The following is a 16,911-nucleotide window of genomic DNA, read 5'->3' as shown; positions in this document are numbered from 1 at the left end:
ACACACGCATGAAAAGAATTTTATTGGTAGAGGACGATCCGAATTTAGGGCTTCTTTTACAGGATTACCTACAGCTTAAGGGCAAATTTGATGTTATACTGTGTGTTGATGGTGACGAAGGTTTAAGGGCTTTTACAAAGCAGGACTTTGATCTTTGTATACTTGATGTGATGATGCCTAAAAAGGATGGATTTACGTTAGGTAAAGAGATTAGAAAGATCAATCAGGATGTGCCTATTATTTTTGCGACTGCTAAGGCCATGATGGAAGATAAAGCATCTGCATATGACCTGGGCGGAGATGATTACATCACAAAACCATTTAGAATTGAAGAGTTGCTTTTAAGAATAAATGCGCTGTTAAAACGGGTAGCGGTAAAAGAAACACCAGAATCAGGCACAGCTCAAACGCTATTTCAAATTGGTGACTATAGCTTTGATTATACAACACAACTTATAGATTATAAAGGACAACAGCAAAAGCTGTCGACAAAAGAGGCTGAATTGCTTCAGCTGTTATGCTTAAAGAAGAATGCTGTTCTTACCAGAGAGGAAGCCCTGCTTAGTATCTGGCATGACGACAATTACTTTAACGGCCGCAGTATGGATGTGTTTTTAAGTAAACTAAGAAAATACCTTAGGGAAGACCCTAAGGTAGAGATTCTTAATGTTCATGGTAAGGGGTATAAACTGCTTGTAAATTAAAGCAGGAAAGCCTTTAAGGCCGATTGGGCGTAATCTCCCCAATCCTTTAAGGCCGAATTTATAGTTTCTCTTAAGGTTTTATTGTTTACTGGCTTGCCCTTGGTGGGCATCTTTAATTCATTTGGGGTAACAGGCTTGTCTGTTACTGTTTTTGCAAACCATGTTATGTTTTCATGAGGCAGTGCAACACCAAGGATCATTCCCGGCAGGCCGGTAAATGATTCTGGCCCTCCAGATACCGGGATTTTATCGGTATAAAAGGCTACCACATAAATGGAGTCTAAAATAACAGCGTTCGCTCTGCGGCATTCGTAACCTGCTATGGTTCTTAGTTCGCTGGTGATTTTCCAATTTATTTTTCTGGTGGTATCTTTTACCAAAAAGGTTTCTTCGTATACTACTTTCTGCGCGGTAAATAAGCCTGAGGCAAGATCGGTATATATAGTGTTGCTTTGCCCGGTTGACGGGTCACTAAAGAAATAATTTCTTGAATTACTTTCATCGGCTATGGGGGTGTAAAGGGTTTTATCTTTAGAAAAAGCCAAAGTGCTTTTTAATACCTTGAATTGTGGCTGGTTTCTTTTGTAAGCTTCGTACGCTTGTTGCATAAAGCCACTGGAACTTTTTTCCATTTGTCTTTTCATTATGGCGAACATGTTAGAGCTCTTTTCGAATTCTATTACGCCATCTGTAGCAAACCTTACATTTTGTGCAAACAGGCTGCTTACATTTAATAACAAGAAGCAGAAGCTGAGTATAATTAGTTTGTGTTTCATATTCTTATTTTTTAGTAGGAGCTGATCCGCCCATTTTGCTGAAATCCCAGCTAATTGTGCACATAAAATATCTTTGAATAGTTGTATAACTGTTTTGATTAACCATGTTACCGCTGGCATATCTGCTGAAGCCTACATTTTGGTTAAGTAAATCGTTTCCGGATACAGAAACCCTTAGGTTGTCTTGTTTAAAGAACTTTTTGGTGATGCTTGCATTCCATATAAAGCGTTCCAGATCCTCATTAAAGGTTTGTGTCTTCCCCGTGAATTGGTAATTACCATCAGAGCCAATTTGTATTTTGCCAGGCAGGTATATGTTAAAGTTCGCATTACCCTGAAATCCCCAGCCTTTGTTGTTGGTGCTGTTTCTTGATGAAGAGCTAATGACGTTGTAGCTTGGTCCTCCCGAAATCCGGAAATCATATTTTTTCTCCTTGTATTTGGATATGTTCAGGCTTCCTGAATAGCCATACGATTTGGTAGTGTTTAACTCCGTTCTTACTGTGTCCGTTACTCTTGTATAATTTACATTTCCGTTTGAGCTAAGGTTTAGACCTACACTCATATCTATAGGTTTGATCTTTCTGCTTGTTCCAAAATTGAAATAATAGTTGTACGGACTTTTGTCGCTTAGATTAATAGACTGATAAAAGTTTTTTCCAAGACGATCAGTCGTAGTGTGGTTTACTATAGGATTAGTTGTAAAAGAGTAGCTACTGCTAAAGTATACATACTGGTCGCTCAATATTTTGTAAGAGTTGTAGTACAAGTTAAGGCCGCTTCTAAAAGATGGTTTCAAATTAGGGTTACCAATGGTTTCATTTAATGGATCTGTATTTACTCTAATTGGCTGGATCTGATCAATGCTAGGCTGATTGGTATTACCGTAGTACCCGAAATACAGAGATTTTTGTTGAGAGAACCTGTATTGATAAGTAAATTGAGGGTTCCAGTTTGTAAAGTTTCTTTTAAAGGTTTTATCGGTATATGCATCGAATTGTTGAAACTTTACATCACTTACCTTGGTGCCAATATTTATTGTCGACTTATTTTTCTTGTAATTGAATGTTATTCCTCCCTGGTTGGAAAGCTGATCCAGATCAAAGTTATTACTGAACTCTCTATCCAATTCATCATAAGCTCCTGATGCGGTTTGGTTAAATGATTTGCGATCAGAATTGCTGTTGTTGATACCCAGGCCATAGCTTAATGCAAGTGTTATTGTTTTAGATAACGGCTCGGTGTAAGTAATGTTAGAGTTAAATGTTTGATTGTGTGTATTGTTGGTTTTGAATTGATTTACTGATTCTGTTTGGGTTTTGTCGCCAAGCTCATTAAAGAATTCACTTGTCGAATTAAGATAGCCCTCGGTTTGGTTTTCATTTACTGCTTGTTTAACATTTACTGAGAGGGTTCTTCCTTTCTTTTTCAACTTTTTAGTCCATAAGGCACTTGCGTTGAATAATTTTTGGTCGCCATCATTACTTAGCTCTCTGTCCGTCGAATTTTGTAATGAATTGTCTCCTCTTAAAGTTGAAGAAATGAAATTATCTCTTGTTTTACTGTTTTTTAATGTTCCATCAACCATTATTTTTAATGTTGAGGTTGTGTCTAGCTTTATGGTGTACGTAAAGTCTGCTTTTTGCCTGAACATCAGGTTGTCAAATTTTTGATGCGAACTGCTGTTTGTAACGCCGGTAGACAGGTTGTTTTGAGTCAGGTTATCTCTTGTTCCCTCAACACCAATTGAGCCTATTTTGTAGTTCGAATTGATGGCATGTTTATCACTATCCCATTTGTTTTCATAATGCAATCCGCCGCTATGAGCTGATGGAATACCTTGCCCATTGTATTGTCCGTCAAAAGAGTCAAAGTCGTCGTTATTTCCGTAGAAATATATTCCGCCATCATCGCTAAACTCCATATTATTGGACGAGCCTCCGTATTTGTCTCTATCACCCCAGCCTAATCCGGTTTGGCCGGTATTTCCTGAGATACCATATGCAGAGAACTTTTGCTTACCCTTAAAGGCGTTAAACATGGCCTGGCTTTTATAGAATTTATCTGTGCCTAAGCCGCCTTCAACTTTCCCGAAGTAACCGTTTTTCTTGTCCTCCTTTAATTTTATGTTAATGGTTTTCGTTTTTTCACCGTCGTCAATTCCTGTAAATGTTGCCTGGTCGCTTTTCTTGTCATAGAGCTGTACTTTATCAACCATGTCGGCACGGAGGTTTTTGGTTACCAGTGTCGGGTCATCACCAAAAAATTCTTCGCCATCTACCAATACCTTTGGTACAGTTTGACCCTGCGCAGTAATTTTTCCGTCCTTATCGACCTGTATGCCGGGAAGTTGTTTAAGCAGGTCCTCGACTTTATCGTTGGGTTGTATGGTAAAGCTGGCGGCATTAAACTCCGTTGTGTCTCCCTTAATTTTAATGGCTGCAGCTTTACCTTGTATAATTACCCCTTCAAGTAAGGTAGCTTTGAGGATTACGCTAATGTTGCCAAAGTCTTTAGTTGATTTGGCAGAGTCTAGTGCGAAATCTTCAATATAATCTGCATAACCAGGGTAGGTTACCATGAGGATGAATTTTCCGGCTTTTAAGTTGTTTAAAGCAAAGGTGCCTTCGGGGGTGGCTCGTGTGTACTTTACAAGTGTGGAGTCCTTTTGGTTTAATACTGTTATTGTTGTGTTTACCATCTTATAAGTGGCAGCAGTATCTACTACAGCGCCCTTGATCGAATATTGGTTCTGCGCAAACAATAACATCGAACTGAACATCAGCAGGAGTGTTAGAGAGGTTAATTTCATATGATGAGTTTTGTTGGGTACAAGATATAACTAAAAGCTTAGTAATGAAATTAGGGAATTGTTAAAGTTTGTTAAAGAATGTTAAAATGCAGATTGTAACGCATTTTTTACCGATTAGGTTTAAGTAGTAAGTTCTTATTAACTTTGTAGCATGTCGAATTCTGAAAGCGCTAATCCTGCGGAACTTGCCGCAAGGTTTGTGAATTATACTTCTAAGCATATATTCCTTACGGGAAAAGCAGGAACGGGTAAAACAACATTTCTAAGAAGGTTAATTGAGCTTACGCACAAGAAAGCTGTTATTGCCGCCCCTACAGGTATTGCTGCTATAAATGCGGCAGGTGTTACTATACATTCCTTGTTTCAGTTGCCTTTTGGAACTTATTTGCCAAAACAGCCGGATGCAGATGGAGACCATTACAATCAGCAATATAATACACCGAAATCTATTGTAAGGCATTTAAATATGACCGCAGCAAAACGTAAGGTTATTATTGATATGGAGCTGCTGATTATTGACGAGGTGAGTATGTTGCGTGCTGATTTGCTGGATGCAATAGACATGATTTTACGTTATATCAGAAGAAACAATACGGCAAGTTTTGGTGGGGTTCAGGTGCTGTTTATTGGCGACTTGCATCAGTTACCCCCGGTTGTAAAATCGACCGAATGGAATTTACTTGGGCAGTTTTATAAAAGCGCTTATTTCTTTGATGCACTTGCTCTGCAAAACAATCCGCCGATATATATTGAGCTTGAAAAAATCTATAGGCAGGCTGATGAAGTTTTTATAAACCTGCTTAATAACTTACGTAATAATACCGTAACTGCGCAAGATGTAGCGTTGCTTGAAAAGTATTATAGGGCTGGTTTTAAACCTTCAATAAACGAGAAGTACATTACATTGACCACACATAATAATAAGGCCGATACGCTGAATAAGCAAAGTCTTGAAGAGCTAAAGGCAGCTTCGTATTTATATGTGGCGAAAGTTGAAGATGATTTTAGTGAGTATTCATATCCAGCAGAGCATATTTTAGAATTAAAGGTTGGTGCACAGGTAATGTTTATCAAAAATGACCCAACTGGTGAGCAACGTTTCTTTAATGGGAAAATAGCTGTCGTTACTGCGTTAAAAACTGACCTGATTGAAGTGCAGGCAGAAGGCAGCAACGAGAAGATCATTCTGGAAAAATATACCTGGAAGAATATAAAATATACTACGGATAAGGTTACAGGCGAAATTCATGAGGACTTAGCGGGTACTTTTACACAGTATCCTCTTAAGTTGGCCTGGGCAATTACAGTACATAAGAGTCAGGGTTTAACCTTTGAAAAGGCTATTATAGATATCGGGAATGCATTTGCACCAGGACAAATTTATGTGGCGCTTTCTCGTCTCCGCTCATTAGACGGTTTGATTCTTACTTCCCTGATTTCTGGATCGGGCATCCGACAGGATCAAAATGTATCTTTCTTTTCAAGAAACAAGCAGGAGCCGGCCAGATTGGAAGCTCAGATTAAAGAAGAAAGCGATGCGTTTTTGCGTTCTTATCTATTGCAGTGTTTTGATTTGAATCCACTTGATAATTACGTTTACGACCACGTGCATTCTTATACTAAGGATATCAATAAATCTGCAAAACAAAAACATCATAAATGGGCTGCACAGTTGTTAAAGGATCTAAGTGAGCTGAAGGCACATGCAAATAAATTTCTGGGACAGATACAGCGCCTGTCGCAAGTTAAAACAGAAGAAGGGTTGTCTGCATTACTTGACAGGACCGCCGCCGCCGAAAATTATTTTAATCCTTTATTGTCCGCGTTTTCAAAGAGGATCTTTGAAAGGATGGAACTGGTAAAACAAGATAAACAGGTGGTGGCTTTTTTAACAGAGCTATTAGAGATGGAAGGTCTCTTTTATGAGCAGGTAAAGAAGATCAGTAAAGCAACTGCTTTATTAAAGGCAACCCTAAATGGGGTAGAGTTTACCAAGAAGGATGTGAACGAGCTAATTGATCAGACAAAAAGAGCGTCTCAGATGGAAAAGGTATTTGCTATGCCCGGTAAGCTTGATTTTACAGAAAAGAAATCTAAGACCTCTAAGCCGAAATCAGGTACAGGTAAGGCCAAGGTAGAAAAGGCACCTAAAGTTGATACCAAAGAGTTATCGCTTGTGCTATTAAAAGAAGGGAAAACCATAGCTGAAATTGCAGCCGAGCGTAAAATGGTAGTAGGCACTATTGAAGGGCATCTTGCACATTATGTCGCCAGACAAGAGGTCTCAGCAAAAGATATAATCGGGGCCAGAAAACTGGATAAGATACTGGATGCAATAACAGAGTTAAAAACTTTACAGATGAATCCGATTAGAGATTACCTGGGACGGGATTATTCTTTCGGGGAAATTAAGATCGGTGTTGCAGCTCATTTGGCAGAGAGATAGTATTTTAAATACTAATCTCTCCCTCAAAAACTTGTTCGGCCGGGCCACACAAAAATACGTTGGTAAACTGCTTTCCATCGTAATCGAACTGGATTTTAAGATCTCCGCCAAGAACTTTAATTGGAGTTTCTATATGGCCAATTTGATGGTTGTGCTGAGCCATTGATAGTGCAACAGCAGTTACGCCAGTTCCACAGGCATAAGTTTCATCTTCTACCCCTCTCTCAAAAGTACGAACAAAGAGATGATCGCCTTTATCTTCTACGAAATTTACATTGATCCCTTCTTTTTTATAGGTCTGGTTGTTTCTTATAGATTTGCCGTTTTGATAAACGTCGTAATCCTTTAAGTTTTGCATCTCTGCTACATAATGAGGAGACCCTGTATTTAAAACGTAAGCATCGCCATCTTTATTAATGGTATTGATATCGATCATCTGAAGGTCTACCCAATTGCCTTCTTCTGAAATCTTGGCATAGTGCGGCCCATCAACTGCCAAAAAATCAGTCTCTTGACCAATTACACCCAGGTGTTTGGCAAATGCCACGATGCATCTTCCTCCGTTACCACACATGCTGCCCAGATTTCCATCTGAATTGAAATAAAGCATTTCAAAATCGTAATCTGCATGGTTTTGTAAAAGCATTAAACCGTCTGCTCCAATGCCAAAACGCCTGTTACACAGTTGTAAAACCGCATTATTATCTGTATATTTAAAGGAAAGATCGCGATTATCAATCAGAATAAAATCGTTACCGGCTCCCTGGTATTTGAAGAAGTGAATGTTCATCTCTAATGCGTGGTGTTCATTTAACATTTTTTAACAGAATTCGTGACTTATTTCAGATGCAAATATCGTTGATATGGTATTAAATTTGACTAAATCAATGAAAAGAAAAACAATTGTAAGCAAATATGAGACTTGTATGAGTTTACAAAAGGAAATAAAATAAATAATATATAAATGAAAAGAATAGGATTAATAGTGTTGGCTGCATTTATAGGTGGTGCGGCTGCAATTGGTGGCTASAWMKKAWKAGMRYCRWRWASKGCTCAATTATCGTTTCAGGATCAGCAAAAAGTACTTTTTGCAAGTAATTCAAAGGTGTCTTCGGCTGGAGCGGTTGATTTTGTTGAGGCGGCGGCGGCAGTTTCGCCTGCGGTAGTACATATCAGAACTTCATATTCAGGCGGTAGTGGCGAATCATCTCCAATGGATATGTTTGATGAGTTTTTTGGTGGTGGGGGCAGAAGAATGCAACGCGCACCAAGGGCAGCTTCTGGGTCTGGGGTGATATTGACTCCAGACGGTTATATCGTTACCAATAATCACGTGGTAGAAAATGCTGATAAAATTGAGGTGGTTTTGTCTGACAGACGCAAGGTGAGTGCTAAAGTGATAGGTAAAGATCCAAATACAGATTTGGCACTTATAAAAGTGGATGCTACTGACTTGCCGGTTGTGAAAATGGGAAATTCGGACAACGTTCAGATTGGTGAATGGGTATTGGCTGTTGGGTTCCCCCTTGATTTACAAACAACTGTTACAGCCGGTATTGTGAGTGCAAAAGCACGTAGTATAGGTATTTTAGCCAGAAATCAGGATCAGCCAACTCAGCAAGAGTATGATGAATACCAAAGAACAGGTAAATTGCCTACACGTACAAACAGCAGTATCGAATCTTTTATTCAGACAGATGCGGCTATTAACCCTGGAAACAGTGGTGGTGCGTTGGTAAATGCAAATGGTGAGTTAATTGGTATCAATGCAGCTATAGCATCACAAACTGGTACCAACGTTGGTTATGGCTTTGCTATTCCAATCAATCTTGCTAAAAAGATTCTTGACGATTTCAGAAAATTTGGTACAGTTAAACGTGGCTATATAGGTGTAATGTTTGCACCGCTAGATGCGGATCAGGCTGAGAAATTCCAGATTAAAGAAAATACAGGACTTTATGTTACTGATGTAGTACCTAGTAGTGGAGCTGCAGCTGCAGGTTTGCAAAAAGGAGATATCATTAAAAAGGTTGAAGGATCTGTAATTTATGATTCACCTGACTTGCAGGAGAAAATTGGACGTTTGAGCCCTGGCGATAAAGTTCAGCTTACTTATTTAAGAGATGGATCAGAGAAAAATGCTACCATTACTCTGAAAGGAGATAATACAGGTGGTGTTTCAACTAAGACCGCTTCGACAGGAAAAGCGACAGGAGCTAGCATTGGTAAGCTTGGTGCTTCCTTTGCCCCASSMCSCKCTNGCGTTAAAAACTAAGTATGGTGTTAAAAACGGAGTTGTGGTTACAGACATACAAGAAGGTAAGGTGTTTGATTCTATTGATATTCCTAAAGGGATGTTGATTACAACAGTAAATGGTAAACCTGTAAACAGTATTAAAGATGTAGAAGATGCATTGCCATCATCAAAAAACGGGATGACTACTATTTCAGGTGTTGGCCCGAATGGTAATTACACATTCAGTTTCTAAACTCATTTTTCTATAATTGGAACGGGGGATGGCGAAAGTTGTTCCCCGTTTTTTATTTATCATAATATTGTAATATTAGAATGTTTCTAAATAGTCGATTTGTATCTGAAATTAACATATTAATTCTTTTATTAAATACTTTTGCACAACAGAACTAAAATATAATTCTAATGGCTAGTTTCGGAAACGCTTTTTCCTCATCTATAGGAAAAAAATTAATAATGGGTATCACCGGCCTGTTCCTTATCTCATTCCTTGTCGTGCATTGTTTCATCAATTCACTGATTATTGTTAATGACGGTGGCTTAACCTTTAATATGGGTGCACATTTTATGGGCACCAACTGGATAATCCGCGCAATGGAAGTTGTGTTGTTTGCAGGCTTGCTTGCTCACATTATTCAAGGATTTAGGCTTGTTTTTCAAAACCGCGCTGCAAGACCTGAAAGATATGCAGTGAACAACGGAGCGGCTAATAGTAAATGGTACTCTCGCTCTATGGGTTTATTGGGAACATTATTGTTGATATTCCTGATTGTTCATATTTCTAAATTCTGGGTAATGTCTCGTTTTACGGGAATTCCTACGGTGGATGCAAACGGAAACCACGACCTATTTGCTGTAATGGTAGAAACGTTTAAAAATCCATGGTTAGTATTGCTTTATGTGGTGGCTATGGTTTCATTAGCTTATCATTTATTACATGGTTTTTCTTCTGCATTTCAGACATTAGGCTGGAACCACAAGAAATATACTCCGCTTATCAAAGGATTTGGTTTTTGGTTTTCAATCATTATTCCTTTGCTTTTTGCATTGATGCCCATTGTGATGTATCTGGGCTATATTAATTAATTTTTGATCTTAAGTTTAAATAACATGGCAGAATTAAATGCTCATATACCCGAAGGAGAATTAACCGATAAATGGACTAAACTACGTTCTTCTATGCCATTGGTTAATCCGGCCAATAAAAGAAGCATCGAAATAATTGTAGTAGGTTCCGGACTTGCTGGTGCCTCTGCGGCAGCAACCCTTGCAGAAATGGGTTATAAGGTTAAGTGTTTTTGTTTTCAGGATTCGCCAAGACGAGCGCACTCTATTGCAGCTCAAGGCGGTATCAATGCAGCAAAAAATTATCAGAATGATGGTGATAGTACTTATCGCTTGTTTTATGATACGATAAAAGGTGGCGATTACCGTGCCAGAGAGGCTAACGTACATCGTTTGGCTGAGGTAAGTGCTAATATTATAGATCAGTGTGTGGCACAAGGTGTGCCGCTGGCTAGAGAATATGGTGGTTTGTTAGACAACCGTTCTTTTGGTGGTACACAAGTTCAAAGAACATTTTATGCTGCCGGACAAACCGGTCAGCAATTGCTTTTAGGGGCATATAGCGCTTTAGAGCGTCAGGTAGGTATGGGTAAAGTTGAAATGTTTACCCGCCATGAAATGCTTGAAGTGGTTGTAGTAGAAGGCAAAGCAAGAGGAATTATTGCGCGTAACTTACTTACCGGGGAGCTTGAGCGTCATTCTGGTCATGCTGTATTATTGTGCAGTGGTGGTTACGGAAACGTATTCTACTTGTCTACAAATGCAATGGGCAGTAACGTAACCGCAGCCTGGAAAGCCCACAAAAAAGGAGCTTTCTTTGGTAACCCATGCTACACTCAAATTCACCCTACTTGTATCCCGGTTTCGGGAGATCATCAGTCTAAACTGACCTTGATGTCTGAATCGTTGCGTAACGATGGACGTATCTGGGTTCCTAAGAAAAAAGACGATCCTCGTAAGGCTTCAGAAATTCCTGAAGACGAAAGAGATTATTATTTAGAACGCAGATACCCTGCTTTTGGTAACCTTGTTCCTCGTGATGTTGCATCTCGTGCAGCTAAAGAGCGTTGCGATGCCGGTTACGGAGTGGGTAATTCTAAGCTTGCTGTTTACCTTGACTTTAAAGCAAATACAGAACGTTATGGCCGAATTGAGGCTAGTAAGCACAATATCCACAATCCGGATAAAGAAACCTGTATGAAATTAGGTCGTGAGGTAATCAAAGAAAAATATGGTAACCTGTTCGATATGTACGCTCAAATCACGGGAGAAGATCCTTATGAATTGCCAATGCGTATTTATCCTGCTGTTCACTATACTATGGGTGGTTTATGGGTAGATTATAACCTAATGACCACTGTGCCGGGCTTATATGCTTTAGGTGAGGCTAACTTCTCAGATCATGGAGCGAACCGTTTAGGTGCTTCGGCATTAATGCAAGGTTTGGCTGATGGATATTTCGTTATCCCATATACTATTGGTGCTTATCTTTCAAAAGAACTGGCTACTAAGCCAATTCCGCAAGATCACCCAGCGTTTGTAGAAGCTGAGGCAAGTGCCAAAGGGATTCTTGACAAGTTCTTGTCCATTAAAGGAACCAAATCTGTAGATCATTTCCATAAAAAATTAGGAAAGATCATGTGGGAGAAATGTGGTATGGCGCGTAATGAAAAAGGTCTTAAAGAAGGTATCGCTGAAATTCAGCAACTTCGTAAAGAGTTTTGGAGTGATTTACGTGTACCAGGCAGTGCAGATGAAATGAACCCAGAGCTTGAAAAGGCTGGTCGTGTGGCCGACTTTATTGAACTAGGTGAGTTGATGTGTATGGATGCATTGAATAGAAATGAATCATGTGGCGGTCACTTCAGAGAAGAGTATCAAACTGAAGAGGGAGAGGCATTACGTGATGATGAAAACTATGCTTACGTTGCCGCATGGGAATATAAAGGTGATGTAACTTTTGAACTTCACAAAGAAGAATTGAAGTTTGAAAATATCAAAGTTGCACAAAGAAGTTATAAATAGCTAAGTACTAAAATCTCAATATTATGAGTACAGGAAATATGAATTTAACGCTTAAGATCTGGCGTCAAAAGAATAACAAAGCCAAAGGCAGTTTGGTAGATTACAAGATATCAGAAGTATCTCCTGATATGTCTTTCTTAGAAATGTTCGACGTACTGAACGAAGACCTGGTTGCTAAAGGTGAGGAACCGGTTGTTTTTGATCATGACTGCAGGGAAGGAATTTGTGGAGCATGTTCTATGTTCATCAACGGAAGACCACACGGACCAAAAGAAGGTATCACTACCTGTCAGCTGCACATGCGTTCATTTAAAGATGGTGATACCATTGTTGTTGAGCCATGGCGTGCAAAGGCTTTTCCAGTGATAAAGGATTTGATGGTAGATCGTGCCGCATTCGATAGAATCATTGCTTCTGGAGGCTTTATATCGGTGAATACGGGCAATGCTCAGGATGCAAACAGTCTTCCTATTCCTAAAGTTCAGGCAGATTCAGCTTTTGAAGCTGCAGCTTGTATAGGTTGTGGTGCTTGTGTTGCTACTTGTAAAAATGCTTCTGCAATGTTATTTGTATCTGCAAAAATATCACAGTTGGCGCAATTGCCTCAGGGACAGCCAGAACGTTATCGCAGGGTTCAAAGTATGGTTGCTCAAATGGATGCTGAAGGTTTTGGTAACTGTACCAATACCGGTGCATGTGAGGCAGAGTGCCCTAAAGGAATATCATTAGAGAATATCGCACGTATGAATAGAGATTTTTATTCAGCAAAATTTGTATCTGAGGAATCTATTTAATAGATTTATCTAACGAGACAAGGGTATTACACACAAAACCCCGGCTATTTTAGCTGGGGTTTTGTGTGTAATAGAGCGCTGAGAGCGGATTAATTCTTCTTTTCTTTGGCTTCTTTCTTCTTTAGGTCGCTTGCCTGTTTAACTTTAGTAGTAATTTTTATTACTCCATCTTTACCCGCGTCACCGTATAGTGCTCTCGCTGATTTATCTTTTAATACTTCAACTGACTCGATGTCATTAGGGTTTAGGTTTGATAATTTAGATGCATCTTGTTTTTCTCCATCGATAACATATAGTGGTTTTAGATTACCATTGATAGGCAATAGACTGTTACCTTTGATTTGTATCCCTTGTACTTTTCCTTGGAGAGCAGGCTTAGATTTATCTAGTGTGAAGCTTATAGGGATGTTATATTTTACCCTCACATTCTGACCCCCCTGAGCTCCTGGAATCCATTTTGGACCCTCCTCCATAACCCTAACTGCTTCTTCATCTGTACCGGCACCGAGTTTTCTGTCTACTTTAATGTCAGTCAATTCCCCATCTGTTTCAACAATAAAACTCAAAAATACTTTACCTTCTACATTGTTTTTTTGAGCCTCTTCTGGATATTTAACACTTTTCCTTAGATATTCGTAAAATTTCTCCATCCCGCCAGGAAATGACGGTTGCTTATCTAATGATACGAAATCGTATACTTTTGAATCGTCATTGTTCGAGGATGCCGATTTCTTTAAATACCCTCCGATTACTACTTGAGGTAATGCAATGTAATCTTTTAAAACAGCAAGATCTTGATTTTTAACTTCTATATGAGTTTGTTGGGTAGCATCATCAATCAGTTTAAATTGGGCATTAAAAGTATATTTACCGTCAGGAATACTTTTAAATTTTGGATACGAGAGAATGGCTCTCATTACTTCTGTGTCACAACCTGAGCCTAGACTTGTTGCTGCGCTTACTTCTTCTGCTTCTCCATTTTTAACGATGAATTTGATCTGGCTATTACCTTGTACTTTTGATTCGTATGCAGCTGCAGGATATCTGATGGTTCTTTTGAGATGGTTGTAAAAATCTGTCCAGTCAGTATCTATCTTTGCGTTTGAAGTTTTGCTTGTTGTAACAGCTTTTTGGAGAACTTCATCTGTACTTTTATTTGAACGTGGTTTAGCCGGATCTTTTATAACATCTGTTATGGCTTCTTTAACTACGTTTAAAGGTTCCTCCAAAGGAATTTCTTCCGCCATCTTTTTTATTTTTTCATTATTTCTGATTGTTGCCGAAGACATAATCAGTGTTACTGCAAATAGCGGAACAAACATCCCGTATTTTAGCATTGCCGTTTTTCTGGATCTTTGTTTATGTAACATGTAAATTCTTTTTTTAATTAATGATTTATTAAAAAAGCTGTTTGTTAGTGTATTTGCAGGAATTCCAAATGCACTGCTCAATAGTAATAATGCATATTGTTCTTTATCGCCCTGATAGGTTGCGGCTTCTTCATCGGCCAGATATTCATGGATGTGTTTAACCGTTGTCTTATAAAAATAGATTACAGGATTAAACCAGGTGACTATTCCCACTAATTCGAAAAAGAGTACGTCAAGTGTGTGCCATTGTCGGATATGAATTTCCTCGTGTTTTTGAATGGTTTGAATTTGAGGTAGGTTTTGGTCAATAACTTTTTTCTTAAAAAAGGAGAATGCTGATCCGCTTTTTTTTCTTTTTAGTAAGATCTGCACAGAAATAAGCTGAAAGATAAATCTGCCAACAAAGAATAAAATACCGGTGAGATAAATAAACACCAGCGTATTGCCTAGATTAAAGCTGTTGGCATCGTCTTTTACGACTGCCATTTGGGTAATAAAGTCATTGATTTGAACAACCCCTGTATATACCGGTTTAGTAGCAGGCTGTGTAGTAAACCATTCAAATCTTAAAAATGGTATTGCAAGAGATGATATCCCGGCAGCCACCAGGTAAATTCTATTCCATAAAAAATAAGTTTCCTTGTCTAACAATAACTTATAAAAGCCATAAAATACAACTAGGTAAATATTGACTTGAAGGATGTAATGTGCCCAGGTCATCTTGGTCTGTTTTTAATTTTGTTAATCATTTTAAGAATTTCATCAACATCACTCAGATCAAGTTTCTCTTCCTTAACAAAGAAAGAGAACATGCTTTCCACTGAATTTTCAAAGTAGTTGCCCAACAGTTTTTCTGTCGCATGGCGTTTGTATTCCTCCTTACTAATTAATGGGAAATACTTATGGGCTTTACCAAAGGCTTCGTGATCAATGAATCCTTTTACCTCCAGAATGCGGATGATTGTAGAAACAGTATTATAAGCCGGTTTAGGCTCTGGAAGGAAATCCATTACGTCTTTAACGAACCCTTTCTCTATCTGCCATAAAATCTGCATAATCTGTTCTTCTGCTTTTGTTAAATCTTTAATTTCCATGAATTATTAGTTTAGTATTTAGTTGTGATTTTAGTTATACGCATACTGCGCAATATTTGTATAACTAAAAACTTAGTATAAACTTAAAACTAATTATTTAGTTTTCAAAATATTTATTGAAGATTTATTTTTGAATCGTATCTTCCTCAGAATATTTATACCCTTTGTTATGATAACAAACAGATTGCTCTGGTTTACCTTACTCCTTTTTCTTAATTCGGCTGTGGTAAATGCACAGCAAGTGATTGTAAAAGATGCTATGATCAGTAAAATGGTTGATGATGTATCTGCAACTAATTTGGAAAATCTGGTAAAAAAGTTAGTCTCCTTTAATACCAGACATACGCTAAGTGATACTTCCAGTAAAAAAACAGGGGTAGGAGCTGCCAGAACATGGATAAAATCGGAATTTGAAGAATATGGCAAATTGGGAGGAGGCCGGTTACAGGTTTCTTATGATGCATTTACTCAGAAAGCAGATGGGAAGAGAATAATTACCCCTTCAGTGCTCAAAAATGTGGTTGCTGTGTTGCCTGGAACAGATCCGAGGGATAAAAGGATTTTATTGGTGTGCGGACATTATGATTCAAGAGTCACAGATGTAATGAATGTAAAAGATTTTGCTCCGGGCGCAAATGATGACGCTTCAGGTGTAGCTGGTGTATTGGAGATGGCCAGGGTAATGAGTAAAGGTCATTTTCGCAGCACAATAATGTTTGTGGCGATGGTTGGCGAAGAACAGGGTCTTTATGGGGCTGCAAACCTTGCAAAACGAGCAAAGGAAGAAGGCTGGAATGTTCACCTGGTAATGAATAATGATATGATTGGTAATTCCTATGGAATGGAAACTGACATTAAAAATAACACAATGGTGAGGGTGTTTAGTGAAGGTGTTCCTTCTGCTGAAACCAAAGAAGAGGCAACTATGCGCCAATCTATAGGAGCAGAAAATGACGGTAGGGCAAGACAGGCCTCAAGATATATTAAAGAGGTTGGAGAGCGGTATGTAGATAATCTGATTGTTAAATTGGTTTACCGAAGGGACAGGTTTTTAAGAGGGGGAGATCATACGCCCTTTTCTTTGCAGGGATTTACCGCTGTAAGAATAACCGAAATGAATGAAGATTTTAATAGGCAGCATCAGGATATTAGAACTGAAGGTGGATTTAAATATGGTGATTTGCCGGAATATGTTGACTATGGCTATCTGCAGAAAATAGCCAGAATGAATTTGGCAGTGCTTTCAAATCTTGCCTCATCAGCCGGGGAGCCTGAAGACGTAATCATGCTGACATCAGCACTTACCAATAAAACAACGCTCAAATGGAATGCTCCTAAAGGAAAACTTCCGTCAGGATATTATGTGTTGGTGCGCGAAACTACCTCACCAGTTTGGGAAAAGAAGATTTTTGTAAATGATACCTCCGCAACGATTGCTTATTCAAAGGATAACTATTTTTTTGGAGTACAGTCTACAGATGCCGATGGACATGAAAGCCTGATTATTACACCCAGACCGGGCAGATAAAGAAAATGGCGGACCTAAACCGCCATCTCTTACTATTAACTAA

The 16,911-nt window shown here is 38.7% G+C and carries 12 protein-coding genes and 1 pseudogene; 8 read left to right on the top strand and 5 right to left on the bottom strand.

All coding sequences use genetic code 11. The features are described from left to right. The first annotated feature begins 8 nt into the window (after positions 1-8). On the top strand, positions 9-704 hold the full coding sequence (locus N824_RS24930; protein WP_048907827.1) for a response regulator transcription factor: 696 nt from the start codon (positions 9-11) through the stop codon (positions 702-704). On the opposite strand, the gene N824_RS24925 is transcribed toward N824_RS24930, so the two are convergent. Together N824_RS24925 and N824_RS24920 are read right to left on the bottom strand one after the other, a co-directional pair. Further along, positions 701-1,480, bottom strand: a complete 780-nt coding sequence (locus N824_RS24925) for a GLPGLI family protein (protein ID WP_048907921.1) — start codon at positions 1,478-1,480, stop codon at positions 701-703. The genes N824_RS24930 and N824_RS24925 overlap by 4 nt on opposite strands. A gap of 4 nt (positions 1,481-1,484) precedes the next feature. Next, positions 1,485-4,292, bottom strand: coding sequence for an outer membrane beta-barrel family protein (locus N824_RS24920; protein WP_048907826.1), 2,808 nt, complete (start codon positions 4,290-4,292; stop codon positions 1,485-1,487). A 151-nt stretch (positions 4,293-4,443) separates the two neighbouring features. Between N824_RS24920 and N824_RS24915 the strand changes: the two genes are divergently transcribed. Beyond that, entirely contained in the window at positions 4,444-6,738 is a 2,295-nt protein-coding gene (locus N824_RS24915) for a helix-turn-helix domain-containing protein (protein WP_048907825.1), read from the top strand. Between the two features lie 4 nt (positions 6,739-6,742). Here the strand turns inward: N824_RS24915 and dapF are convergent, their stop codons facing one another. After that, positions 6,743-7,528: a diaminopimelate epimerase gene (dapF, locus tag N824_RS24910; RefSeq protein WP_048907920.1), complete on the bottom strand. Its 786-nt coding sequence runs from the start codon at positions 7,526-7,528 to the stop codon at positions 6,743-6,745. A gap of 174 nt (positions 7,529-7,702) precedes the next feature. On the opposite strand from dapF, the pseudogene N824_RS24905 reads away from it, so the two are divergent. From N824_RS24905 to N824_RS24890, 5 genes and pseudogenes are all read left to right on the top strand, one after another. After that, positions 7,703-9,013 (top strand): annotated as a pseudogene (locus N824_RS24905) (S1C family serine protease). A gap of 22 nt (positions 9,014-9,035) precedes the next feature. Continuing rightward, on the top strand, positions 9,036-9,227 hold the full coding sequence (locus N824_RS38110) for a hypothetical protein (RefSeq protein ID WP_306413931.1): 192 nt from the start codon (positions 9,036-9,038) through the stop codon (positions 9,225-9,227). A gap of 170 nt (positions 9,228-9,397) precedes the next feature. Next, a complete protein-coding gene (locus N824_RS24900) occupies positions 9,398-10,078 on the top strand; it encodes a succinate dehydrogenase cytochrome b subunit (RefSeq protein WP_048907824.1) in 681 nt (226 codons plus the stop codon). A gap of 24 nt (positions 10,079-10,102) precedes the next feature. Continuing rightward, the gene (locus tag N824_RS24895) at positions 10,103-12,082 is read left to right on the top strand and encodes a fumarate reductase/succinate dehydrogenase flavoprotein subunit (RefSeq protein WP_048907823.1); all 1,980 of its coding nucleotides are present in this window, start codon (positions 10,103-10,105) and stop codon (positions 12,080-12,082) included. 23 nt (positions 12,083-12,105) lie between these two features. Beyond that, positions 12,106-12,876 (top strand): succinate dehydrogenase/fumarate reductase iron-sulfur subunit, encoded by a 771-nt coding sequence (locus N824_RS24890; protein ID WP_048907822.1) that lies wholly within the window; start codon positions 12,106-12,108, stop codon positions 12,874-12,876. Between the two features lie 89 nt (positions 12,877-12,965). On the opposite strand, the gene N824_RS24885 is transcribed toward N824_RS24890, so the two are convergent. Continuing rightward, the gene (locus tag N824_RS24885; protein WP_048907821.1) at positions 12,966-14,966 is read right to left on the bottom strand and encodes a M56 family metallopeptidase; all 2,001 of its coding nucleotides are present in this window, start codon (positions 14,964-14,966) and stop codon (positions 12,966-12,968) included. Then, positions 14,963-15,340 carry a BlaI/MecI/CopY family transcriptional regulator gene (locus tag N824_RS24880; protein ID WP_048907820.1) on the bottom strand — a complete coding sequence of 126 codons (378 nt, stop codon included), beginning with the start codon at positions 15,338-15,340 and terminating at the stop codon, positions 14,963-14,965. Before N824_RS24880 ends, N824_RS24885 begins: the two co-directional genes overlap by 4 nt. A 169-nt stretch (positions 15,341-15,509) precedes the next feature. Between N824_RS24880 and N824_RS24875 the strand changes: the two genes are divergently transcribed. Beyond that, a complete protein-coding gene (locus tag N824_RS24875; protein ID WP_048907819.1) occupies positions 15,510-16,868 on the top strand; it encodes a M20/M25/M40 family metallo-hydrolase in 1,359 nt (452 codons plus the stop codon). Positions 16,869-16,911: the final 43 nt, after the last annotated feature.

Origin of the sequence: Pedobacter sp. V48 (assembly GCF_000523515.1) — a bacterium.
GTDB lineage: Bacteria > Bacteroidota > Bacteroidia > Sphingobacteriales > Sphingobacteriaceae > Pedobacter.
Note: the sequence above shows the minus strand (reverse complement) of the source record. Positions and strands in the feature narration are given on the sequence as shown.